Here is a 24,419-nt window from a genome sequence, read left to right as displayed (position 1 = left end):
GGAATTTAATGTCGGGCGCAATTGCATGGCCGGGTTCCGGCGTTATGTTCCCGGCCGGATTGCGTCTTGGGCCAGTGACGCTGGCCAAGGACGTGGTCGACCTGGCCGCTTGCGGTTCGATGGATAGGTGACAAAGTGGACGACGAAGTCGCCAGCCGGCTGCAGCCGCTCCGTGAGCCGATGGCAGACATCAAGCCGGTGGTCGTGCGTCGCCGGCGCCGCGGCTGGATGGTCGCCCTGCTGCTGGTGGCGGCTGGAGCGGGCGTCGCCTTCTGGCTCCATCCAGCACCGGTGCACCAGCAAGGCGCGCGCGGCGGCCAACGATTCCGGGGCGGCGATCTCGGCGCGCAGCCGGTCGCAGTCGCCTCGGTGACGCAGGCCGACATCCCGATCACGCTGGAGGCGCTGGGCACGGTGACCTCGCTGTCGACGGTGACCGTGCGCCCGCAGGTCAGCGGGCAGATCACCGCGATCGCCTTCACCGAAGGGGAAATGGTGAAGAAGGGCGATTTTCTTGCCCAGGTCGACGACCGCACTCTCGAAGCCTCGCTGCATCAATTGCAGGGCCAATTGAAGCACGACCAGGCGCTGCTGACCGATGCCAGGCTCGACCTCGACCGCGATCTGAAGCTGACCTCCAACGCCATCACGCAGCAGGCGGTCGACCTGCAGCGCGCGACCGTGCAATCCGACGAGGGCACGGTCATGTCCGACCAGGCGCAGATCGAGGCCGTCGAGGTCAATATCGCCAACAGCCATATCGTTGCACCTGCCGACGGCCGCATCGGCCTCAGGCTGGTCGATCAGGGCAATTACGTCACGCCTTCCGACAGCACCGGCATTGCGGTGATCACCGAGATGCAGCCGATTTCGGTGCTGTTCTCGCTGCCCGAAGACACCCTCGCCGAAGTGCTGGAACAGACGCATGGCAATGCCGGGCTCAAGGCCACCTTGTTCGACCGCAACGACACCAAGCAGATCGCCGAAGGCACGCTGCAGACGATCGACAACCAGATCGATCCGACCACCGGCACCGTGAAGCTGCGCGCCGTGTTTGCTAACGCCGACGGCGGGCTTTATCCCAACCAGTTCGTCAACGTGCATCTCCTGGTGCGCACGCTGACCGGCGTGACGGTGCTGCCCAACGCCGCCATCCAGCACGGCGCTCCAGGCACTTTCGTCTATCAGCTCAACGACGACAGCACTGTCTCGGTGAAGACCGTTTCCCTTGGCCCGGGCGACGCCTCGGTGACGCAATTGCTGTCGGGCCTTCCGCCGGGCGCCAAGGTGGTCGTCGATGGCGTCGACCGGCTGAAGGACGGCGCCAAGGTGACCGTGCCTAACAACAGCGCCGCGCCGACCGCCGGCGCTGGATCTCCCGCGCAGCCGCAAGCGGAGGGTAGGGGCAGCGGGGCCGCCGCGACCAGCAATACGTCTGCCGTCAACCCCGGCAACGCGCCCGCGATCTCGAGCAGCCAGGGCCAAGGCTCGGCAGGCGGCGGCGCGGACGCATCGGGCGATGCCGGCCGCAAGCACCACCGCCACCATCGTCGCGACGGCAGCGGCAATAGCGGTAGCAGCGGAAATGGTGGCGACACCGGCGAAGCCCAATGAGCACGCCGAGCGGTCTCGTCTCCGGCTGGCTGAACCCGTCGCGGCCCTTCATCCTGCGGCCGGTGGCCACCACGCTGATCATGGCGACCATCCTGGTGGTCGGCATGATCGCCTATCTTTTCCTGCCGCTCTCGGCCTTGCCTGAGGTCGACTACCCGACGATCCAGGTGCAGACCTTCTATCCCGGCGCCAGCCCGGAGGTCATGACGACTTCGGTCACCGCGCCCCTGGAGCGCCAGTTCGGCCAGATGCCGGGGCTGGAGCAGATGTCGTCGGGGAGTTCGGCCGGCGCCTCGGTCATCACGCTGCGCTTCAGCCTCGACCTCAGCCTGGATATTGCCGAGCAGGAGGTTCAGGCGGCGATCAACGCGGCCGGCAACCTTCTGCCCGCCGACCTGCCGGCGCCGCCGATCTACGCCAAGGTGAATCCGGCCGACGCGCCGATCCTGACGCTGGCGATCACCTCGAAGACGCTGCCGCTGACCGAAGTCGAGAACTATGCCGAGACGCGGCTGGCGCAAAAGATCTCGCAGCTTCCGGGCGTCGGGCTGGTCAGCATCTCCGGCGGCGAGCGGCCGGCCGTGCGCATCCGCGTAAAGCTCAAGGCGCTGGCCGCCATGGGGCTCAACATCGACGATCTGCGCACCACCATCGGCACGCTCAACGTCAACACGCCGAAAGGCAGCTTCGACGGGCCGGCGCGTTCCTACACCATCAACGCCAACGACCAGATCAGCGATCCCAAGACCTATGCGGATATGGTCGTCGCTTACCGCAACGGCGCGCCGGTCAGGCTGGGCGAGGTCGCCGATATCATAGAGGGGCCGGAGAACTCGAAGCTGGGCGCTTGGGAAAACCGCTCGCCGGCGATCCTGCTCAACATCCAGCGCCAGCCCGGCGCCAACGTCATCCGCGTCGTCGACTCGGTGAAGGCGCTGCTGCCACAGCTTCGCGCCGGCTTGCCGGCGGCGGTCACCGTCGAGCCGCTGACCGACCGCACGACCACCATCCGTGCCTCAGTCCATGACGTCGAGTTCGAGCTGGCGACGGCGGCGCTTCTGGTCGTGCTCGTCACCTTCCTGTTCCTGCGCAACATTCCGGCGACGATCATTCCGAGCCTGTCGGTGCCGCTGTCGCTGATCGGCACGTTCGCGGTCATGTATCTTTGGGGCTTCAGCCTCGACAATCTGTCGCTGATGGCGCTGACCATCGCCTCCGGCTTCGTCATCGACGACGCCATCGTCATGATCGAAAACATCTCGCGCTTCATCAAGCATGGCGACGATCCGGTCACCGCCGCGCTCGAAGGCTCGGCCCAGATCGGCTTCACCATCATCTCGCTCACCGTCTCGCTGATCGCGGTGCTGATCCCGCTTCTGTTCATGGGCGACGTCGTCGGCCGCCTGTTCCACGAATTCGCCATCACGCTTGCAATCGCCATCGTCATTTCGGCCATCGTCTCGTTGACGCTCGTTCCGATGATGTGCGCCAGGCTGCTCAAGCCGCCATCCGAACGCAGGCAGGGCGCGCTGGCGCGCGGCGCCGAGGCCGCCTTCGATGCCGTGGCCAACGGCTATGCCGCCGCCTTGCGCTGGGTGCTCGACCGTCAGGCGCTGACGCTGCTGGTCGCCGCAGCCACGCTTGCGCTCACCGTCTATCTCTATGTTGTCATCCCGAAAGGCTTCTTCCCGGTTCAGGACACCGGCGCGATTTCGGCGGTCACCGAGGCCGCGGGCTCGGCCTCCTACGCCGACATGGCAGCGCACCAGCAGGCGCTCGCCGATGTCATCCTGAAGGACCCGGATGTCGCGAGCCTGTCGTCCTTCATCGGCGTCGACGGCCAGAACATGACCGCCAACAGCGGCCACATGCTGATCAATCTCAAGCCGCGCGACGAGCGCGCGGCCGATGCCAGCGCGATCATCCGGCGGCTGGCTCGGGAGACCGACGTCGTGACCGGCATCGCGCTGCACATGCAGCCGGTGCAGGACCTGAGCGTGGACTCCACCTCCAGCGCGTCGCAGTACCAATACGTTCTGCAGGATTCGGATCCGGCCGAGCTGGCGACGTGGACATCAAAGCTCACCGATAGGCTGGCGGCACTTCCCGAGCTCGCCGACGTAGCCAGCGACAGCCAGCAGAGCGGGCTTGCGGTCGACATCACCATCGACCGAGCGACGGCGGCACGCTTCGGGATTACGCCAGCGACCGTCGACAACGCGCTCTACGATGCCTTCGGCCAGCGCATCATCTCGACGATCTTCACCCAGTCGAACGAATACCGCGTCATCATTGAAGCCGACCCCTCGGGGGGACAGACGCCGGCTTCGCTGGGCTCGATCTACCTGCCGTCCTCCGGTTCCGGCCAGGTGCCGCTATCGGCGATCGCCAATATCAGTGTCCGGCAGGCGCCGCTGCTGGTGAACCAGGTTGCCCAGTTCCCGGCCGCGACCATCTCCTTCAACCTCGCCCCGGGCGTGTCGCTCGGCGACGCCACCGCGGCGATCAGCAAGGCGGAACATGACATGCAGCCGCCCGCCGGCCTGGTCACCGGCTTCCAGGGCGCCGCGCTTGCCTTGCAAAGCTCGCTCTCCAACGAGCTGCTGCTGATGCTCGCGGCAGTCGCCACCGTCTATGTCGTGCTTGGCGTGCTTTATGAGAGCTTCATCCACCCGCTGACGATCCTCTCGACGCTGCCCTCGGCAACCGTGGGCGCGCTGGTGGCGCTGATGCTCGCCGGCCACGATCTCGACGTGATCGGCATCATCGGCATCGTGCTCTTGGTCGGCATCGTCAAGAAGAACGCCATCATGATGATCGACTTTGCCCTGCAGGCCGAGCGCCTGCAGGGGCTGGATCCGCGCGAGGCGATTTACGAAGCCTGCTTGCTGCGGTTGCGGCCGATCCTGATGACGACGATGGCCGCGCTGTTCGGGGCGCTTCCGCTCCTGCTCGGCGGCCTTGCCGGCTCGGAATTGCACCAGCCGCTCGGCATCACCATCGTTGGCGGGCTGATCGTCAGCCAGGTGCTGACGCTCTTCACCACGCCGGTGATCTACCTTGCCTTCGATAGACTGACGCGGTCGGGGGCGCGTGAAGCGAGAGCGCCGGCCGGCGGGCTCACGCCGTGAATCTCTCCGCGCCCTTCATCGCCAGGCCGGTCGCCACGACGCTGCTGGCCATCGGATTGGCGGCGTCGGGCCTGATCGCATACGTCAATCTTCCCGTCGCGCCGCTGCCCAAGGTGGATTTCCCGACCATCTCGGTGCAGGCTTCGATGCCGGGCGCCAGCCCCGACACGATGTCGACCGATGTCGCGGCGCCGCTCGAACGGCATCTCGGCCAGATCGCCGGGGTTTCCGAGATGACGTCGCGCTCCGGCACCGGCTCGACCAATGTTGTGCTGCAATTCGACCTCGATCGGGACATCAACGGCGCCGCGCGCGATGTTCAAGCCGCCATCAACGCCGCGCGCGCCGACCTCCCGTCCGACCTGCGCAGCAACCCGACCTACCGCAAATACAATCCCGCCGACGCACCGGTGATGATCCTGGCGCTGACCTCGCGCACACTCACACCCGGTCAGCTCTACGATGCCGCCGCGACCGTGCTGCAGCAGCGCCTGTCCCAGGTCGAGGGTGTCGGCAATGTCGACCTCGGCGGCTCGTCGCTGCCCGCCGTTCGGGTGGAGCTCAATCCGGGGGCGCTGTTCCATTACGGCATCGGCCTGGAGGATGTGCGCGCCGCACTTGCCTCGGCCAATGCCCGCAGTCCGAAGGGCTTCGAGGAGGACGGCGCGCTCCGCTACCAGCTCTACACCAACGACCAGGCGAGCCATGCCGCCGACTATCGCGACCTGGTGATCGCCTGGCGCAACAGTGCGGCGGTGCGCCTCGCCGACATCGCAGATGTCGAGGACTCGGTCGAGGACGTGCGCAATCTCGGCCTCGCCAATGGCGTGCCGGCCGTGCTTTTGGTGCTCTATCGCGAGCCCAACGCCAACATCATCGACACGGTCGACCGCGTGCGCGCGCTGATCCCGACGCTGCAGGCTTCGGTGCCGGCGGATGCGCGCCTCAGCATCGCGTCCGACAGCAGCCTCACCATCCGCGGCTCGCTGCGCGACACCGAGCTGACGCTGGTGCTGGCGGTGCTGCTGGTCGTCTTCGTGGTGTTCTGCTTTTTGCGCGACTGGCGCGCGGCGCTGATCCCGAGCGTGGCGCTGGTGGTCTCGATCCTCGGCACCTTCGGGGCGATGTACCTGCTCGGCTACACGCTCAACAATCTGTCCTTGATGGCGCTCACCATCGCCACCGGCTTCGTCGTCGACGACGCCATCGTGGTGCTGGAAAACATCATGCGCCACATCGAGGACGGCATGCCGCGCGGCCGGGCGGCACTGGTCGGCGCTCAGGAGGTCGGCTTCACCGTTCTGTCGATGAGCGCTTCTCTCGTCGCCGTGTTCCTGCCGATCCTTTTGATGGGCGGCATACTCGGCCGCCTGTTCCAGGAATTCGCCATGACCTTGTCGCTGGCGATCGCCATTTCGCTGGTGCTGTCGCTGACGGTGACCCCGATGATGTGCGCGCATTTTTTGCGCGCGGGTGCAGTCCGGTCGGAGCGCCGTTCCATCCTCGCCCGCTTCGGCGAAAGCGTCTTCGAGCGCGTCCGCGCCGGCTACGGCCGCTCGCTCGCCTGGTCGCTCGAGAATGCCGAGGCGATGCTCATCATCCTGATCGCGGCCGTCGCGCTCAACGTCTACCTCTATACGATCGTGCCGAAGGGCTTCTTCCCGCAGCAGGACACCGGCGAGCTGATCGGCGGCCTGCGCGCCGACCAGGCCATTTCCTTCCAATTGATGCGGCAGAAATTCGAGCGGCTGGAGACGATCCTGAAGAGCGACCCGGCGGTGGCGAACGTCGTCGGCTATATCGGCGGCCGCCAGACCAACTCCGGCTTCGTCTATGTCAACCTGAAGCCGAAGGGCGATCGTGCGCCGCTGCAAGCGGTGCTGGGGCGGCTGCGCGCGCAGCTCAGGCAATTGCCCGGCGCGCAGCTCTTCCTCAACCCGCGCCAGGAGATCAGGGTCGGCGGCCGCCAAAGCCTCGCCACCTATCAATACACGCTGCAGGCCGATACGACCGCGGATCTCGACGAATGGGCGCCGAAACTCGTCGAATTGCTGAAACAGGCGCCGGAGCTAACCGACGTCAATTCGGATCGCGACGAGGCCGGGCTCGAAACCAACATCACCGTCGACCGCGAGAGCGCGGCCCGGCTTGGCCTGACGCCGGCGAGCATCGACAACACGCTTTACGACGCCTTCGGCCAGCGCCAGGTGTCGACCATCTTCAACGCCCGCAACCAATATCACGTGGTGATGGAAGTCGCGCCGCGCTATCTGCAGGATCCGAGCGCGCTCAACGGCATCTATGTCAGCACCTCGGGCGCGGCGGCGAGCGGCACGCAGAAGACCAACGCGCTGGCCGGCAGCCTGTCGGGCTCGCTGCAGAATCAGGCGACCAATGCGATCGCCGTCACCGGCCACGGCAGCGCCTCGAGCGGCGCCGCCGTCAGCACCTCGGCCGAGACCATGGTGCCGCTCGCCGCCTTCAGCACCTACGGTCCGGCGACCACGCCGCTTTCGGTCAACCACCAGGGCCACTTCGTCGCCACGACGATCTCGTTCAACCTTGCCGATGGCGCCACGCTCGGCGACGCCTCGGCGGCAATCGACCGCGCCATGGCGGAGCTGAAAATGCCGGTGTCGATCCACGGCTCGCTTGCCGGTACGGCGCTCGCCTTCCGCTCCAACCTGCTCAACGAGCTCCTGCTGATCGCTGCCGCGCTCGCCACGATCTATGTCGTGCTCGGCGTGCTCTACGAAAGCTACGTGCACCCGATCACCATCCTGTCGACGCTGCCCTCGGCCGGCATCGGCGCGCTGCTCGCGCTCATCGTCACCGGCATGGAATTCGACGTGATCTCGCTGATCGGCATCATCCTGTTGATCGGCATCGTCAAGAAGAACGCCATCATGATGATCGACATGGCCTTGCAGGCCGAGCGCCAGGAAGGGCTTGCGCCGCGAGAAGCCATCCACAAGGCGAGCCTCCAGCGCTTCCGGCCGATCATGATGACGACCTTTGCGGCTTTGCTCGGCGCCTTGCCGTTGGCGCTCGAGACCGGCACTGGGGCGGAGCTGCGCCAGCCGCTCGGCATCGCGATCGTCGGCGGCCTCATCGTCTCGCAGCTTCTCACGCTTTACACCACCCCGGTCGTCTATCTCTATCTCGACCGGCTCAGCGCCCGCGGACCGACGCTGCGAGTGGCGCCGGCGGAGTGATCGGGCACCGCGACCTTTGAGTTGTTCGACCGCGCGAAGCGAAACAGTTCGGCCCGGCGCGCCTTCATCTCCCTCAACGCTACCCAACGCGCTTGATCGTGAGATCTGTGCTATCGCTTCGTGAACTGGCACGATGCTTCATCATCGGATGCGCCCTCGAAGGGCGCGACCAGTTCCTGCTCACCCGGCCATTGCCCGAGCGCTACACCGGGGCGTCGCGAGCGGGCCTTTTGCGTCGCATCCTTGGTCTATAGGTGCTGCCGGGTGAGCGGCAGCACCTCTCTTCATGCCGGTCTCAGCGCTTCGGGCCGAAGCCGGGATAGGGATTGAGCGGCACGATCGCCGCGATGTCCATCATTCCGGCCTCGACCAGCGGCAGGGTGGCGAGATGGCCGCGCACCTCCTTGTCGTCGGCAGCCTCGAACATCATGCCGCTGCCGGGGATGTCACCGCGGTTCCAGACCTGGCGCACGGCGCCTTGCGCATAGAGCGTGCGCCGCTGCTCGGCTTCGCCCGGAAGCAGCGGCGCGAAATCGCTATCGCTGAACTTTTCGGTGTTGCGGGTGAGAAGGGCAAAGAACTGCATGGCGGTCTCCTTTGTGGCCGGTTGATGCGGCAGATATCGCGCCGGCTGGTCAGACTGTCCAAGACTGATTAGGATAAAGTTCAGACCTTGAAGGACTTAAATCATAGAGACGCAGAATGCTCGACCTGCGGCAGATCCGCTATTTCGTCGCCGTCGCCGAGGCCGGCAATGTCGGCCGCGCCGCCGAGCAGTTGCATATCTCGCAGTCCCCCTTGAGCCGGCAGATCATGCACCTCGAGGAGCAACTCGGCGTCACGCTTTTCGAGCGATCGAAGCAGCGCGTCCATCTCAACGCCGAGGGCAGGGCTTTCCTTGCCGAGGCGCGCGCTCTGCTCGTCAATGCCGCGCGGCTGGAGGAGCTCGGCCGCAAGCTTGCAAGCGGCGCGACCGGCAGCCTCGCCATCGGCTACGTCGAGGGGGCGGTGCATGCCGGGCTGATCGCTGCGATGCTCAGGGAATTCCGCCGCGAGCGGCCGGATTTTCATCTGCAACTGAGAAGCCGCCGCACGGCCGCGCAGTTCGAGGATCTGCGCCAGCGCGTGCTCGACCTCGGATTCGTCTACGCGCCGACGCCGCAAGGCGATCCGGATATCGAGAGCATGCTGGTGCGGCGCGAACCGCTGGTGCTGGCGATCCCCGAAGGCGATCCGCTTGTCGATGCGAGCGACATCAGGCCCCGCCATCTTGACGCCCGCGTCTGGATCACCGTCGTGCGCCAACCCGATGACACCAACCGCGCGCAGTTCCTGGCGGCCTGCATGGAGGCCGGTTTCGTGCCCGACATCGCCTACGAGACGGCCGATCCCTTGACCTCGCTCGGCCTGGTCAGCGCCGGGCTGGGCCTGGCGACGGTACAGGAAAGCCTGCAAAGCGCTGCGCTGGCCGGCATCGTCTTTCGCGACCTGCCATGGTTCAAGCGCAGCGTTGAAATCCATCTCGCCTGGCGGCGCAATGACCGGAGGGCGGTGATTGAGGATTTGAGGAGGACGGTGAATGGTGAATAGCGAATGGTTGCTATCTGGCGCTGGACAGATTTCGGCTCGCGCGATCCGCACCATTCACCATTCACCTTACATTTTGTCGATCACCGCCTGCACACCTTCCGTCGGCGCGTCGACCGACGAGCCCGCCACCATGATGGCGGCGACGATGGCCTCGGGGTCGTTGACCACCAGCGGCTTCACCCTATGTGCGGTGTGGATGAAGCCTTCGCCCGACATGTGCTCGATGAGCGCCAGCATCGGGTCCCAGAAGGCCTTGATGTTGGCGAACACGATCGGCTTGCGGTGATGGCCGAGTTGCGCCCAGGTCATGATCTCGACGATCTCCTCGACCGTGCCGATGCCGCCCGGCAGCGCCACGAAGGCGTCGGATTTCTCGAACATCCTGTGCTTGCGCTCGTGCATGTTATCGGTGATCACCAGCTCGTCGAGCTTGTCGAGAGCGGTCTCGGTCGCCTCCTTGTTGATCAGGAAGCGCGGGATGATGCCGGTCACCTTGCCGCCGGCCTTGAGTGCCCCGTCTGCGACGGCGCCCATGATTCCCTTGGTGCCGCCGCCATAGATCACGCGCAGGCCGGACTTCGCCAGCGAGCGGCCGAGCAGGTGGCCGGCCTTGACATAGGCCTCGTCGCGGCCCGGAGACGAACCGCAATAGACGCAGACGGATCGAATCGTGTTCATGTCATGATTGGTGATAGGGACGGTTGGCGCGGTCAAGCCCAAGGACGGGCTTTTTCTTGTGAGCTTGGTGAAAACACGCTAGACCGGCGTTAGGTGGCTAAGGGGCAGAAAAGATTATGGCTATCAATTCTTCCAAGGCGTTTTTGTTCGCGGCGGGCGGCGTTGCCGTCGTCGCGGCGGTCGCCTACGGGTCGGGCGCGCTCGACCCATACATCAACAAGCAGAATCCGCCGCAGGTCGCGTCGCTGCCGCAGGCAGGCACGAAGCCGGCCGAATCCTCAAGCACCTCCACCGAGGCGCGCGTGCCGCAGGCGCAAGCCCCGGCCAATACAATGGCGCCGGCCAACAACACGATGGCGCCGGCCAACAAGATGGCGCCCGCCAACAATGCAATGGCGCCTGCCAACAACGCGACGGCCCCGGCGGAATCCGCGCCGGCCGCTCAGGCGCCGGCCGCCGCAGGACCCACGCTGCCAACCTTCGATGTCGTGCGCGTCGAAGGCAATGGCTCGATTGTCGTCGCCGGCAGCGCGGCGCCCAATGCCAAGGTCGAGGTCCTGAACGGCGGCACGGTGCTCGGCTCGACCGATGCCGGTCCCGATGGTGCCTTCGCCATCGTGCTCGACGATCCGCTGAAGCCGGGCGACTACACGATCACGCTGCGCTCGACCGCTGGCGGCGTCGCCGTCGCCTCGGCGCAGACCGCCGTCGTCTCGGTGCCGCAGAGCCCGACCGGCCAGGTGCTGGCGATGGTCGAGGAGCCCGGCAAGCCGTCCGAATTGCTGACTATTCCGCAGCCCGCGGCCAAGCCGGCGGCAACTGCCGCCACCGGTCAGGCAGCCGCCCCGGATCCGCAGGTCCCGGCCGCAACCGCGCCGGCGGCGTCTGCCCCGGCGGCGCCGCCGGCTGCAAAGGCACCGGCAGCTACGGATCAGGCTTCGGCTCCCGCGACCCAGAACGCCGCCGCAGACGAACCGAAGATCGCCGTCGAGGCGGTTGAGATCGACGGCGGCAAGATCTTCGTCGCGGGCAGGGCCGATCCCGGCCGCAAGGTGCGCGCCTATGCCGACGATGTACTGCTTGGCGAGGCGAAAACTTCGCCTGACGGCCATTTCCTGATCGAGGCGGCGCGCGACATTCCGGTCGGCAACCACACCATTCATGTCGACGGCCTGGCCGACGACGGCGTCAAGGTCGTCGCCCGCGCCGCTGTCCCGTTCGAACGCGAGCCCGGCGAGTCGATTGCCGCCGTCGCGCCCAACCAGACCAAGCCCGCCGACAGCAAGCTCGCCCAGGGTGCGGGGTCCCAGCCCGCGGAGGCGAAGTCCGGGGCGGCCAATCCCGCCGAGACGACGGCGCCGGCCACCGCTACCGACGAAGCGGGCAAGCCCGCCGCGACCGCCGACACGTCGGCCGAGGTCGCCGAAGCGAATCCTGCGGCCGACGTGCCTGAAACCATGGCGCCGAAGCTCGAACACGTCGATGGAGCCGTCATCATCCGCCGCAACGATACGCTCTGGCGCATCTCGCGGCGCGTCTATGGCCATGGCGTGCGCTACTCGACCATCTATCTCGCCAACCAGGATCAGATCCGCAATCCCGACCGCATCTGGCCCGGTCAGGTCTTCAAGGTCCCCGGCAAGTCGAAGGAAGGCGAGCCGGCCGACATGAAGGCCATGGGTGACCAGATGACGGCGCCAAAGACGGAGTAAGAGCGCAATCCCCCTCGTGGGGATGTCCGGCAGGGCAGAGGGACGCCGGCGTTCGACACTTCCTACCGTGCTACCCATCCGCCTGGCTTGCCCTCTCATCCTCCATCGTTTATCGGCGATGAACGATGACCGAATCCCTATCCGTCAACCGCGCCCTCAATAGCCGAGCCCTCGACAGCCGCGGCATCGCCACGCGGTTCGCGGCGCTGTCGCATCCGGCACGCATTGAGATCCTGAAGCATCTCTCGGCCAGTAGCTGCTGCTCCTGCCGCGAGGTGGTCGATCATCTCGATCTCGCCCAGTCGACCGTTTCGCAGCATCTGAAGATCCTGGTCGAAGCAGGGCTCGTCCGCTTCGAGGCGGATCGCCAGCGTTCACGCTACGCGGTGGACCGCGCTACGCTCGCCGAGGTCTCGGCGTCGCTCGCGGCCCTGGTCGATTCCTGCTGCGGCGAAAGCATGAAAGAAAGCTAAGAACAAAATGGCCGACAAGACCGTCTCCGCCGAAACCGGCACCCTCACCACTCTGCGCAATCTGTGGCCCTATATGTGGCCGGCCGACCGTGCCGACTTGAGAGCCCGCGTCACCTGGGCGACGCTGCTTCTCGTCGTCGCCAAGGTCACCCTGGTCGCCGGCCCCTATTTCTTCAAATGGGCAACCGATGCGCTCGCCCACGCCTCGAAGACGCCGCCGCCGCTGCCCGCCTTCATGCTCGCGCCGGTGATGCTGGTCATCGCCTATAATGTGCTGAGGCTGGTCCAGCTCGGCTTCAACCAGCTGCGCGACGCGCTGTTTGCCCGCGTCGGCCAATATGCGGTGCGCCAGCTTGCTTTCCGCACCTTCGTCCACATGCATCAGCTGTCGCTGCGCTTCCATCTTGAGCGCCGCACCGGGGGTCTGTCGCGCATCATCGAGCGCGGCACCAAGGGCATCGAGACGATCGTGCGCTTTGTCATGCTGAACACGGCGCCGACCATTCTCGAATTCGCGCTGACGGCCGGCATTTTCGCCTACACCTATGGCTGGAAATACGTCGCCGTGGTCGCGGTCACCGTGTGGATCTATGTCTGGTTCACGGTCAAGGCCAGCGACTGGCGCATCTCGATCCGCCGCGACATGAACGAAAGCGACACCGACGCCAACACCAAGGCGATCGACTCGCTCTTGAATTTCGAGACGGTCAAATATTTCACCAATGAGCGCATGGAAGCCGAGCGCTTCGACCGCTCGATGGCGCGTTATGAAACCGCCGCCACCAAGACCTGGACCTCGCTCGGCTGGCTTAACTTCGGCCAGGGTCTCATCTTCGGCCTCGGCACGGTCGTCGTCATGTGCATGTCGGCGCTGGAGGTGCAGGCCGGCACGCAGTCGGTCGGCGATTTCGTCTTCATCAACGCCATGCTGATGCAGCTGTCGGTGCCGCTCAACTTCATCGGCTTCATCTATCGCGAAATCCGCCAGGGCTTGACCGATATCGAGCACATGTTCGACCTGCTCGACGTGCCTCAGGAGATTGTCGACAAGCCGGACGCCAGGCCGTTGAAGGTGAGTGCCGGCAAGGTCGAGTTCCGCGACGTGCACTTCTCCTATGATTCAAACCGCAAGATCCTGAAGGGCGTCTCCTTCGAGGTGCCGGCCGGCAAGACGGTCGCCATCGTCGGCCCCTCCGGCGCAGGCAAGTCGACCATCTCCAGGCTTCTGTTCCGCTTCTATGACGTGCAGCGCGGCCAGGTGCTGATCGACGGCCAGGACATCCGCGACGTCACCCAGGAGAGCCTGCGCGCGGTGCTCGGCATGGTGCCGCAGGACACGGTGCTCTTCAACGACACCATCGCTTACAACATCCGCTATGGCCGCATCGGCGCCAGCGAGGAGGAGGTGCGCAAGGCCGCCGAACTCGCCCAGATCGGGCCGTTCATCGAAAAACTCCCCGACGGCTACCGCTCGATGGTCGGCGAGCGCGGCCTGAAACTGTCGGGCGGCGAGAAGCAGCGGGTCGCGATCGCCCGCACGATCCTGAAGGCCCCGCCGATCCTGATGCTGGACGAGGCGACCTCGGCGCTGGACACCCAGACCGAGCAGGAGATCCAGGCGGCGCTGGACCTCGTCAGCAAGGGCCGCACCACCCTTGTGATTGCCCACCGGCTGTCGACGGTGATCTCGGCCGACGAGATCATCGTGCTGAAGGACGGCCAGATCGCCGAGCGCGGCACCCACGCCGCACTCTTGCGCCAGCAGGGCCTCTATGCCTCGATGTGGGACCGCCAGCGCGAGGCCACCGAAGCCGAGGAGCGCCTGCGCATTGCGCGTGAAAGCGACGAGTTCGGCGTGATCGTACGGAGAAGGACGTCGGAGGTGAGCTAGCGCCTACTTCCCCTTCTCCCGTAAGGGAAAGAGGAAAGGGTAAAATTCTGTTGACCTCAACCTAGCTTGAGCTTGCAAACCGGCTCCGAACCCCTGCGAAGCAAGCCTTCCAAGAACGGAGACCGATCGATGAATAATAAAGATCAACGCGCTGGCAGCGTGTTCCGGGTCGACAAATTCGTCGTGCCGGCGGAAGCGCGCGACGAGATCCTCGGCAAGGTCAGGATGACGCACGAATTGCTGCGCCAGCAGGACGGCTTCGTGCAGGACTTCCTGCTCGAGCAGTTCTCCGGCCCCGGCGAATTCAACATCGTCACCATGGTCGAATGGGAAAGCCAGGCCGCGGTCGACAACGTCGTGCCGATCGTCAAGGCCGCGCACGAGCGCATCGCCTTCAGCCCTCAGGCAACGATCGCCCGCCTCGGCGTCAAGGCGGATATCGCGCACTATCAGCGCGTGCCGGAGGTGTAAGACGGCCAGCCTGCGCCGGGTGCAGGCGCGGCGACGCCCAGTACCTGGCCGGTGCGGGCGTCGCCGACCATGTTCTCGAAGCCGCGCCATTCGGCGGCGGTGATGAACAGCGTCCTGCCGTCGGCACCGCCCAGCATGCAGGCAAAGCAGCCCCGATCGACCTCGACCTTGTCGATTTCGCACCGCCCTCGCGCACCCTGACACAGTGCCGGCGCTAAAATCACGGCTATGAGTCCCTCGCTATTCGCCTCTCCCATTGTTGCGTTGCGGGGAGGGGGGCTTTCCGCTATTCAGACCGGACTGAAACAGCGACCGCCCCGCCCTATGACGCTTCTCGATACGATCAAGAATACGTTCGTTCCGATCCATCGCGAGGGCTATCCCTTTATCGCCGCCTTCGGCGCGGCAACGCTGTTCCTCGGCTATTTCTCCTCGATCCTGTTCTGGCTCGGGCTGATCCTCACCGGCTGGTGCATCTATTTTTACCGTGACCCAGAGCGCGTCACGCCGGTCGACGACCGGCTGGTGGTCAGCCCGGCCGACGGCGTGGTTTCGGCGGTCGGGCCTGCCGTGCCGCCGCGCGAGCTTGGTCTGGGTACGGGCGAAATGATCCGTATCTCGGTGTTCATGAATGTCTTTTCCTGCCATATCAACCGCGCGCCGGTGCGCGGCAGGATCACGCGCATCGAGCATCGTCCCGGCAAATTCCTCAATGCCGAGCTCGACAAGGCAAGCTCGGAGAACGAGCGCAACGGGCTGGTCATCGACAGTCCCAACGGCACCGTTGCCGCCGTGCAGATCGCCGGCCTTGTGGCGCGCCGCATCGTCTGCTGGGCCGAGCAGGGCGGCTCGATCGGCATCGGCGAGCGTTTTGGCCTGATCCGCTTCGGCTCCCGCGTCGACGTCTTCCTGCCGTCGAACGCCGTGCCGCGCGTCGCCGTCGGCCAGACGGCGGTGGGCGGCGAAACGGTGCTTGCCGAGTTCGGCGGCGCGGCGGTCGCCCCGCTGGTCAGGATTTCCTGAGCGGTGGGCGCGCCTTTCAAGAAGTTCGAGGCACACGCCAGCGGCGGCCCTCGCATCCGCGAAATACCGATGCGCATGGTGCTGCCCAATCTGGTGACCGTTCTTGCGATCTGCGCCGGCCTGTCCGGCATCCGCTTCGCCTTCGAGGACCGCTTCGAGCCGGCCGTGGTCATGGTGCTGCTCGCAGCCTTCCTCGACGGCATCGACGGCCGCTTGGCGCGCATGCTGAAGGCGACCTCGAAGTTCGGCGCGCAGATGGATTCGCTGGCCGATATCGTCAATTTCGGCGTCGCGCCGGCGCTGGTGCTCTATGCCTTCCTGCTCGACCGCGCCGGCTCGCCGGGCTGGATCGCGGCACTCCTGTTCACCATTGCCTGCGGCATGCGGCTCGCCCGCTTCAATGTGCTGGCCGACGACACCGACCAGCCGGCCTGGCAGACCGAGTATTTCGTCGGCGTCCCGGCGCCGGCGGGCGCGGTGCTGGTCATGCTGCCTTGCTATCTCTACTTCCTGCGGCTCGGCCTGGAACCGACCCGGGGGGCGGCCTTCGTTGCCTCTGGCTTCACCGTGCTCGTCGCCTTCCTCTTGGTCAGTCGCCTGCCGGTCTATTCGGGCAAGAGCGTCAAGGTGCCGGGAGACAGGGTGCTTCCGGTCATCCTCGGCGTGGTGCTCTACATCCTGCTGTTGATGGCCTATCCCTGGTACACGCTGACCGCCTCGGTCGCCGGCTACCTCGTCTTTCTGCCGTTTTCGGTGCGCGCCTATTCGAAGCGGGCCATCCGCGAAGGCGAGAAGGTGCCGCCTTCGGATATCGGCTGAACCCGCTCGAGAGGCGCGACTTCGAGCCGCCGAGTTCCTTCGCGCCTCCCTCTGTCCTGGCGAACATCTCCCCACTTGGGGGAGAAATTGGCAGCTTCGTTCAAGCCGCGTATCCTGCAACGATGCTGATTGGCGAAAGCCGAGAGGGCATCTGATCTCCCCCCGTGTGGGGGAGATGTCCGGCAGGACAGAGGGGGGCGCTGTCCCGCCAGCGCTTGCGATACGGCCTAAGCCGCTACCCCCAATCCCAGCCGGTCGATCGCCAGCTTCCGCGCCGACACGTAATCCGTCTTGCCGGAACCCAGCACCGGGATTTCTTCCACCTTGATGATGTCATTGGGCACCATCAACTCGGCCGCGCCGGCCTTCTTGCCGAACTGGCGCAGCTCTTCGGCATTGGCATCGTCGGCCGTGGTGACCAGCACGATGCGCTCGCCGCGCCTTTTGTCGGGCACCGCCACCGCGGCATGGCGCTGTTCCGGCCACAGTGACTGCACCAGCATCTCGACCGCACCCAGCGACACCATCTCGCCGGCGATCTTGGCAAAGCGTTTTGCCCGCCCGCGGATGGTGATGAAGCCGTCGCGGTCGACCGAGACGATGTCGCCGGTGTCGTGCCAGCCCTCGAGCGGCTGCAACTCGCCGGGGCGGTCGGCGGTCATGTAGCCCATCATCATGTTCGGCCCGTCGAGCCACAGCCGGCCGCCCTCGCTGATGCCCTCGACCGGCTCAAGCTTCATGCGGATCGCCGGCAGCAGCCGGCCGACCGTGCCGTCGCGATTGTGGATGGCGGTGTTCACCGCCACCACTGGCGCCGCCTCGGTCAGCCCAAAACCTTCGATGATCGATGCCTGGAAACGGTCGCGGTAGGTGCGCCTTGTCTCGGGCTTTACCGCTTCAGCGCCGGCAACAACGAAACGCAGGCTGGAGAAATCGCCGTCCTTGGCAGTGCGGGCATAGTTGGCGAGGAAAGTGTCGGTGCCGAACATGACGGTCGGCTTCACCTTGCGCGCGATCTCCGGAATGATCTTGTAGTGCAGCGGCGAGGGATAGAGGAACAGTTTCACGCCGGTTACCAGCGGCAGGATAGTGCCGCCGGTCAGCCCGAACGAATGGAAGACGGGCAGCACGTTGAGCAGGATATCGGCCGGCGAGATCGTGATGCGCGCCTCGGCCTGCATGGCGTTGGCGAGAAGGTTGCGGTGCGACAGCACCACCGCCTTCGGCGTTCCTTCCGAGCCCGAGGTGAACAGGATCACCGCTGGTTTCGACGCCTGCTGCCGCTGCAGCGGAAAACGCCAGAAAAGCGCCGCCGCGACCTTGTCGAGCAAGGTCACGCTCTCGCGCACATCCTCCAGCCATAGCATCTTGGCGCCGCCCGCCTCGACGGCGGTGACGATGTCGTCGATGGCGGCCTTCTCGATGAACGCGCGAGAAGAGACCACTGTGCGAATGACCGCCGTGCGGATCGCGGCGGTGACGCTCGCCGGGCCGGCGGTGTAGTTGATCATCGCCGCGATGCGGGCCGCCGAGATAAGCCCGACAAAGGAGAGCACAATGCCATTGGCATTGGGCAGGAGCAGGCCGACCGCTTCGCCGGGCGCCGTCACCGCCTCGAAGCGGCGGCCGAGCACGCGCGCGCCGATGAACATCTTGCGATAGCTGAGCGCGCCCGAAATCACGTCCTCGATGATCGGATGCGAGGCACCGACGCGATCCGCCGCGTCGCGCATGGCCAGGAACAGGCCGCGGTCGAGATTGCTGCCGTAGAGCCGCGCCTCGGCAAACCGGTCGAACAGGGCGTTGGTGTTCGACGCCATGTCGGGGTTGCGAGCCACCAGCTCGGCCACGGTCATCGGTTCCAGCACGCTGAGCGACAGGCGCGGGAACCAGTGACGCGGCGCCTTGTCGGCCGGCGTCAGCGACATCGGCAGGTCGCGCGCACCGGCGACGAAGATCGGCACGATGCGGGCGTCGGCCTGCATGGCGATGCGGGTGATGGCGCGGAACAGCCGGAACGACTTGACGTCCGGCTCGACGTCGTCGGGCAGATAGACCGCAAGCCGGCCCTTGCCCTTCAGCACGCGCACCAGCCGCCGGCTGACGAAGAGATGTTCGGCATTGAAGGCGATGGTGCGGGCAAGCTCGCGCCACGGCTCCAGCCAGGGCGAGCGGGCCGAGGCCTCGTCCAGAATGTGCAGCGTGTCGTCAGGCAAGAGCGACAGCATCAGCGCCGGCTCGATGCGCGATTGGTGCGAAACAACATAGATCACCGGCGTGCGGGCATTGCGGGCAATGCGGATGCGGTCGTCGGCAATACGGTAGGCGAGCTTGAACGGCACGTAGAGCAACGCCTGGGTAAAGCGCAGATCGAGCCGGAACCTTTCGATCACGCCAATCAGCAGCCAGGCAAAGACAAGACCGGCAAGCAGCGCCAATGTCAGGATCATGCCGCTCTCTCCCAACGTCCTCCACGGTGCGGCTCTTGCGCGGCCGCTTCGGTGGCAGAAGGTAGCGGAAGTGGGGGCAAGGTCAATGTGGGGCTGGTAGGGCGCTCCCTTCTCCCCTTGCGGGAGAAGGTGGCCGAGCGAAGCCCGGACGGATGAGGGTATTGGATGGATCGCTTCGCTGGAGATGTAAGTACCTGAAAGCAATCGATTCTTCCAGGCCGTGCTTCTTCCAAAACCTCTCATCCGTCTCGACGCTGCGCGCCGACCCACCGTCTCGCACAGGGGAGCGGGGAAAGGCGTGCCGCTACGCCACCTTCAGTCTCCCGCTGATGAAGCGGAACTCCTGGCTCTTGCCGCCAAAGCCGTAGGCCGCCGCCGGAACCTCATGCACCAGCGCGTAGCTTTCCTCATGGACGCCGCCGAGCAGGCGGCCGAAGGCGTCGAAAATCGCCTTGAGATACGCTTCGAGCTCGAGCTTGGTGTTGGTGCCGTCCACCACCTTGATGTCGAGCCAGAAGGTGCTCGTGCCATGCTCGGCCAGCGACTTGCCGCCGGCGAACCAGTGCTGCGGATCGACGTAGCTGATCGCAACCGCGGTGATGGTCGGGTCCTTGCGCAGTTGCGTGGCCGTAATCTCGGTGATCTCCTTCGCGATCGCGGCGGAACCCTTTGCGTCGGGCTCGCCGGTGACGCTGACGTTGATGATCGGCATTCTTCTCTCCTTCGCTCTGACGGCTTCGCGCCGCCGATGAAGGGACCATGCCACTAGCCATGCGTCAAAAAAATCGAATTGTTTTTGTCAATTACTTCGATAATATCGAATTATGGAAACTCTCGATCCCGACCTGCTCAAAACCTTCCTGGCCTTCGTCGATGGTGGCTCCCTGGCCAGGGCGGCGTCCGCTGTTGGCCGCTCCCCATCCGCCGTCACGGCGCAGATGCAGCGGCTGGAGGAGGTCGTCGGCGAGCCGCTGCTTGCGCCCCAGGGACGTGGGCGCGGGCTGACGCCTGCCGGCGAGGACCTTGTCGGCCATGCCAGGCGCATCCTTGCCGTCCACACCGAGGCCTGGCTGGCGCTGAAAGGCGCGCGCGTCGGCGGTCGCATCGCCATCGGAACCACGCAGGACTTTGCCGATCATGGCCTGCCGGAGCTGTTGCGCGCCTTCGCCGCCAGCCATCCGCGCGTCAGGATCGAGCTGCGCGTCGGCCGCTCCCTGGAGCTCGGGTCCGCGCTGCAGGCGGGCCAGCTCGATCTCGCGATCACCATGCGCCATGCGCCATCCCCGGATGAAGCGTTCCTGATCAGCGAGCCGATGCTGTGGCTCTGCTCGGAAAAAGGGCTGGCGACGCGGCAGGACGTGGTGCCGGTGGCGCTGCTCGATCCATATTGCGGCTTCAGGGAGGCTGCGCTCAATGCACTCGACGCCGCCGGCCGCCGCTACCGCATCGCTGCCGGCAGCTCCAGCCTTGCCGGCCTGCGCAGCGCGGTCAATGCCGGCATCGCGCTGACGCCGCGCACCCGGCGTCTTGCCCATTCCGGTATCGTGGAAGCGTCCCCCGATCTCGACCTGCCGCCGCTGCCAATGGCCGGCTTCGCCATCCGGCTCGGCCGCGAGGCGGCTCGTCCGCCGCGGGATCTCGCGGAGCTTCTGGGCAACGGCCTGGCGCTGCCGCCCTGAACGGCAAGGAACGCCCAAAGAAAAAGCCGACCTTTTTGCGGGTCGGCTTCTAGTCGGACGGGTCGAGGGGTTTGGGGGGACTTGGGGGGTGACCCGTCGATCTAACAATGCCTGAGTCGGGTGATGGTTCCGTGACCGCGAAAAAAAATTACGAACGCGTCGATTTGGCTCTCGACCAGTCGCGTGCGGCGTGCGCGAAAACCGCGCAAAGCACGATCGCGCCGCCGACGATGCTGGCCAGCGGTGGGAATTCGCCGAGGAACAGCAAGGCGAACAGGATGGCGAACGGCACTTCGGCCGAGCCGAGCAGGCCGGATTCGGCGGCGGGGATAAGCCGCGAACCTTCGGTCCACAGGATCGAGGCCAGCGCGAAGGAGCAGCCGAAGGTGGCAAGCAGCACCATATCGCGGGTCGAAACGGCAACCGGGTCGGTGACGAACCAGCCGAGGACGAAGAGCAGGAAGGCCGACACCGCGCCGGCCCAGACGACGGGCGAGTCGCGAAAGGCGCGCACCATGATCATGTAGAGCGCGCTGCCGGTGGTCATCAAAAGCGCCAGCCCGTCGCCGAACAGGTGGCCGCTGCCAAAGCCGCCGCCCACCATGACGGCGACGCCGCATAGCGACACGGCCGCCGCCAGCATCGTCTGCAGCCGGAATTTTTCCCGCACCAGCAGCAAGGCAAGCAGTGCGGCTATGAAGGGTGAGGTGGCGTAGATCACCGCGACATTGGCGACATAGGTGTATTTGAACGCCGCGATGAAGGCGATGCTGGCGGCAGCCCCCTCGACCGCAAGCAGCCAGCCGCGCCAGCCGAGCCTGAGGCTCTCGCGCCCGCCCGAGCGGCGGCGGCGCCACAGCACGTAAAGAGCAATCAGGATCGAGCCGAAGAAGCCGCGCCAGCAGGTGATGGTCAGCGGATCGGCATGGATCGACTTGGTCAGCACGCCGGTGAGCGCGAAGGCGACGGCCGAGGCCGAGACTAGCACCACGCCCAGCATGCGCTCGGCTGTGGCGTCGGCGGTGCCCTTGGCAAGCTTTTCAGGCATGTCGACCGTATCCGTCATGGTACCAGACTATGCCGCTCCTGCTGACAGCCTTCTGTCATGAGTCCTCGACCCGTTTGCGGAAATGCTCGTTGCCGACGATCAGCAGGCCGGCGCCGATGATCAAAGCCGCGCCCGTGAAAACTTCGGTTCTCGGCACGTCGCCCCAGATGGCGAAGCCCAGCGCAAACGCCCAGACCAGCGAGGTGTATTCGAATGGCGCCACGATCGACACCGGCGCCCGTTTCATGCCCTCGAACAGCATGTATTGCGCGACGCCGCCGAGCGCGCCAACGCTCATGAGAAGCATGAGTTGCGGCGCGTCGGGCATGCGCCACCAGATCAGCGCCGGCACTGCCGAAAAAAGCAGGAAGTAGAAATTGTTGAGCACCAGCTGGATCGTCGTGCGCTCCTGCATCGCGGTCTTGCGCAAGAGCACCACGGCGATGCCCCACAAAAGCGCTGCCGCCAGCACAAGCAGCACCGGCACGGAGAAGCCGAGACGCGCCGGGTCGCAGGCGATGAAGACGCCAACGAATCCGACGAACACCGCCGCCCAGCGCAAGAGCGGCACGGTCTCGCCCAGCATCACCACTGAAAGCACGGTGACGATGATCGGCGCGGCGTAGTAGATGGTGGTGAGCTCGGCGAGCTGCAGCGAGCGTGCCGCGTTGTAGTAGCAGAGCCAGGCCGCGAGCGTGAACGCGCTGCGCACCAGCATCGGCCGCACGATGGGCGAGTTTGCGGTGTCGGCGAACAGCGTCCGTCTGCCGATCGCGCCGCAGGCGGCAAGGACGGTGACCGAGCGGAAGAACATGATCTGCCACACCGTCATGCCGGCCACCAACAGCTTGATCGAGGCATCCTGCGCCGAAAACAGGAAATAGGCAGCCGCGGTGAACAGGATGCCGGCCAGCACCCTTTCGCGGCTTTCGAGGACGACGACATCGGCCATGCGGTATCGATTTGCCAGCGTGGAGGCGGCTCCGCCCCATCGGATCCACTTCTGCCAGCTATACGGGCGAAAGCTTCTACGGCGCTGTTCCAGCGCGGCGCTTGCGTTGGGGCAGAGCCCTCGTGGCCGATCGAGAAGCGCTTACTGCGTCGCCTGGTAGAGCTCGGAGGCTGCCTCGTTCAGCGCGCGCCTTCCGTCGGGCCTGAGGTACATCATGTGGCCGCCCTCCACGACATCGAGCCGGATCGGTTTGGCGTCGGCGAGTGAGGGAAGCTGGTTCACCAGATAGCGCGAAGCGAGATAGGGCGTCACCAGGTCGGTATAGCCGTTGATTATGACGACGCCGAGCGAGGGGTTGAGCGAACGCGCCCGCTGCAGGTCGTTCATCGCCCCGGCATAGCCTTGCCCCGAGGTGCCGTACTCCCATTTGCGACTGATCTCGCCGTTGAGCAGCCGGTAGCTGACATCCGTGCGATAATTCAGTTCGTTACGGGCGTAAGCGACAAAGGCCGAGGTCAGCACCGGCACACTGCGGTCAAGCACCGGATCCGGGCCTTCTATGCGGGCGCTGCCCGGCGAGATATCGGCGGTGCTGATCGTGGCATCGTAAGGGCTGAGCACCTTGCCCTTGGCGCGCTGGAACTCGCGGGTGAACAGGCCGGTAGGGACACGGGCGAAATTGCGCTCGACGAGATCGAGCGGCAGGCCGGTGATTTCCGCCACGCGCCCGCTGGCGAGCTTGCCGCCTTGCTCCAGCCCGCTGGCGAGAGCCGTCAGATAGTCGCCAAGCGCATAGCGTTCGACCTCGGCCAGCCTGTCGCGCAGCGCCTCGCCGCTGACGCCGTCGGCGCGAAGCCGCACCGCCGCCAGCGAAGGCAGTTCGAGCGCCCAGTGCAATTGATCGAATTGGTCCGGCCGCACCAGCATGAACTCCAGCGCCGGCGAGATCAGCACGATGCCGGAGGGGCTCAAGCCGGCATCCTCCTGCAGCGTCCTGGCGAGCAGCGCGGCGCGAAAGCCGCCATAGCTTTCGCCGGCGAGGAAGAGCGGTGAAGCGGTGCGGCCGTTCTGCGCCAGATAGAGCCGTATGAAAGCGCCGACCGAGCTGGCGTCCTGGTCGACGCCCCAGAACCCTTTCGTGTCCTGGCCCGGCGCTTCGCGGCTGTAGCCGGTGCCGACCGGATCGACGAAGACGAGATCGGTCATGTCGAGCCAACTGTCCGGATTGTCGATGAGCCTTTGTGGCGGCGGCAGGAATTGGCCGTCGGCAGCGGTCGCAACGATGCGCGGGCCAATCGCGCCGAGATGCAGGTAGGCGGAGGCCGCGCCCGGCCCGCCGTTGAAGACGAAGGTGATCGGCCGCTCTTTGGCCGGGGCAGGCGACTGCTGCGTGTAGGCAACGTAGAAGATCTCGGCCGTGACCTCGCCCTTGCCGGAAAGCAGCGACAGCGTGCCGGCCTTGGCCTGGTAGTCGAGCTTGCGCCCGCCAAGGGTGATCGAATGCTCGGTGACCTGCGGCGGCGGCAAAAGCGACAACACGCCGCCGGCCGGCGCCGGCCGTTCAGGTGTTTCGGCGCCGACTGGCTGCGCAAAGGCTGTGAGCGCCAGGAGGATGAAGGGCAGGAGCTTCAACTTGGACCGCATGCGACCTCCGCGGGAATGACCCCCGCAAA

The 24,419-nt window shown here is 65.8% G+C and carries 19 protein-coding genes; 11 read left to right on the top strand and 8 right to left on the bottom strand.

Features of this window, described 5'->3' with window-relative positions:
• Positions 1-135: 135 nt before the first annotated feature.
• The 3 genes from P9254_RS17005 to P9254_RS16995 are packed head-to-tail and all read left to right on the top strand — an operon-like array spanning position 136 to position 7,960.
• Positions 136-1,614 (top strand): efflux RND transporter periplasmic adaptor subunit, encoded by a 1,479-nt coding sequence (locus P9254_RS17005; RefSeq protein WP_278056410.1) that lies wholly within the window; start codon positions 136-138, stop codon positions 1,612-1,614.
• A gap of 29 nt (positions 1,615-1,643) precedes the next feature.
• On the top strand, positions 1,644-4,745 hold the full coding sequence (locus tag P9254_RS17000; RefSeq protein ID WP_278056556.1) for a multidrug efflux RND transporter permease subunit: 3,102 nt from the start codon (positions 1,644-1,646) through the stop codon (positions 4,743-4,745).
• A complete protein-coding gene (locus P9254_RS16995; RefSeq protein WP_278056412.1) occupies positions 4,742-7,960 on the top strand; it encodes an efflux RND transporter permease subunit in 3,219 nt (1,072 codons plus the stop codon). The genes P9254_RS17000 and P9254_RS16995 overlap by 4 nt, the downstream gene beginning before the upstream one ends.
• A gap of 295 nt (positions 7,961-8,255) precedes the next feature.
• Here the strand turns inward: P9254_RS16995 and P9254_RS16990 are convergent, their stop codons facing one another.
• Complete coding sequence (locus P9254_RS16990; RefSeq protein WP_066997354.1) at positions 8,256-8,546, bottom strand: muconolactone Delta-isomerase family protein; 291 nt, start codon at positions 8,544-8,546, stop codon at positions 8,256-8,258.
• Between the two features lie 116 nt (positions 8,547-8,662).
• Between P9254_RS16990 and P9254_RS16985 the strand changes: the two genes are divergently transcribed.
• On the top strand, positions 8,663-9,550 hold the full coding sequence (locus P9254_RS16985) for a LysR substrate-binding domain-containing protein (protein ID WP_278056414.1): 888 nt from the start codon (positions 8,663-8,665) through the stop codon (positions 9,548-9,550).
• 66 nt (positions 9,551-9,616) lie between these two features.
• Here P9254_RS16985 and P9254_RS16980 read toward each other — a convergent pair whose 3' ends face one another.
• The gene (locus P9254_RS16980; RefSeq protein WP_278056416.1) at positions 9,617-10,228 is read right to left on the bottom strand and encodes a TIGR00730 family Rossman fold protein; all 612 of its coding nucleotides are present in this window, start codon (positions 10,226-10,228) and stop codon (positions 9,617-9,619) included.
• A gap of 116 nt (positions 10,229-10,344) precedes the next feature.
• Between P9254_RS16980 and P9254_RS16975 the strand changes: the two genes are divergently transcribed.
• The 4 genes from P9254_RS16975 (at position 10,345) to P9254_RS16960 (ending at position 14,775) form a co-directional block, all read left to right on the top strand.
• Positions 10,345-11,940, top strand: a complete 1,596-nt coding sequence (locus P9254_RS16975; protein WP_278056418.1) for a LysM peptidoglycan-binding domain-containing protein — start codon at positions 10,345-10,347, stop codon at positions 11,938-11,940.
• A 125-nt stretch (positions 11,941-12,065) separates the two neighbouring features.
• Positions 12,066-12,413, top strand: coding sequence for an ArsR/SmtB family transcription factor (locus tag P9254_RS16970; protein ID WP_067321203.1), 348 nt, complete (start codon positions 12,066-12,068; stop codon positions 12,411-12,413).
• 7 nt (positions 12,414-12,420) lie between these two features.
• Entirely contained in the window at positions 12,421-14,304 is a 1,884-nt protein-coding gene (locus tag P9254_RS16965; protein WP_278056420.1) for an ABCB family ABC transporter ATP-binding protein/permease, read from the top strand.
• A gap of 129 nt (positions 14,305-14,433) precedes the next feature.
• A complete protein-coding gene (locus P9254_RS16960; RefSeq protein WP_127215985.1) occupies positions 14,434-14,775 on the top strand; it encodes an antibiotic biosynthesis monooxygenase in 342 nt (113 codons plus the stop codon).
• Here P9254_RS16960 and P9254_RS16955 read toward each other — a convergent pair.
• Positions 14,754-14,999, bottom strand: a complete 246-nt coding sequence (locus tag P9254_RS16955) for a hypothetical protein (RefSeq protein WP_278056423.1) — start codon at positions 14,997-14,999, stop codon at positions 14,754-14,756. The genes P9254_RS16960 and P9254_RS16955 overlap by 22 nt on opposite strands.
• A gap of 100 nt (positions 15,000-15,099) precedes the next feature.
• Between P9254_RS16955 and P9254_RS16950 the strand changes: the two genes are divergently transcribed.
• Positions 15,100-15,798, top strand: a complete 699-nt coding sequence (locus P9254_RS16950; RefSeq protein ID WP_278056424.1) for a phosphatidylserine decarboxylase — start codon at positions 15,100-15,102, stop codon at positions 15,796-15,798.
• A gap of 3 nt (positions 15,799-15,801) precedes the next feature.
• On the top strand, positions 15,802-16,617 hold the full coding sequence (locus P9254_RS16945; protein ID WP_442920323.1) for a CDP-alcohol phosphatidyltransferase family protein: 816 nt from the start codon (positions 15,802-15,804) through the stop codon (positions 16,615-16,617).
• 227 nt (positions 16,618-16,844) lie between these two features.
• Here the strand turns inward: P9254_RS16945 and P9254_RS16940 are convergent, their stop codons facing one another.
• Together P9254_RS16940 and P9254_RS16935 are read right to left on the bottom strand one after the other, a co-directional pair.
• Positions 16,845-19,067, bottom strand: coding sequence for an AMP-binding protein (locus tag P9254_RS16940; RefSeq protein WP_067321220.1), 2,223 nt, complete (start codon positions 19,065-19,067; stop codon positions 16,845-16,847).
• 304 nt (positions 19,068-19,371) lie between these two features.
• Complete coding sequence (locus P9254_RS16935; protein ID WP_067321223.1) at positions 19,372-19,779, bottom strand: tautomerase family protein; 408 nt, start codon at positions 19,777-19,779, stop codon at positions 19,372-19,374.
• Positions 19,780-19,891: 112 nt separating this feature from the next.
• Between P9254_RS16935 and P9254_RS16930 the strand changes: the two genes are divergently transcribed.
• On the top strand, positions 19,892-20,746 hold the full coding sequence (locus P9254_RS16930) for a LysR substrate-binding domain-containing protein (RefSeq protein ID WP_095800089.1): 855 nt from the start codon (positions 19,892-19,894) through the stop codon (positions 20,744-20,746).
• 148 nt (positions 20,747-20,894) lie between these two features.
• Here P9254_RS16930 and P9254_RS16925 read toward each other — a convergent pair whose 3' ends face one another.
• The 3 genes from P9254_RS16925 to P9254_RS16915 form a co-directional block, all read right to left on the bottom strand.
• Positions 20,895-21,794 carry a DMT family transporter gene (locus tag P9254_RS16925; RefSeq protein WP_082954141.1) on the bottom strand — a complete coding sequence of 300 codons (900 nt, stop codon included), beginning with the start codon at positions 21,792-21,794 and terminating at the stop codon, positions 20,895-20,897.
• Positions 21,795-21,849: 55 nt separating this feature from the next.
• Complete coding sequence (locus P9254_RS16920) at positions 21,850-22,746, bottom strand: DMT family transporter (RefSeq protein ID WP_095800088.1); 897 nt, start codon at positions 22,744-22,746, stop codon at positions 21,850-21,852.
• Positions 22,747-22,887: 141 nt separating this feature from the next.
• On the bottom strand, positions 22,888-24,390 hold the full coding sequence (locus P9254_RS16915; protein ID WP_278056428.1) for a S10 family peptidase: 1,503 nt from the start codon (positions 24,388-24,390) through the stop codon (positions 22,888-22,890).
• Between the last annotated feature and the right edge of the window lie 29 nt (positions 24,391-24,419).

The organism is Mesorhizobium sp. WSM4983, assembly GCF_029625765.1.
GTDB lineage: Bacteria > Pseudomonadota > Alphaproteobacteria > Rhizobiales > Rhizobiaceae > Mesorhizobium.
The sequence above is the reverse complement of the archived record's forward strand: the minus strand, read 5'-3'. Positions and strand labels throughout refer to the sequence as shown.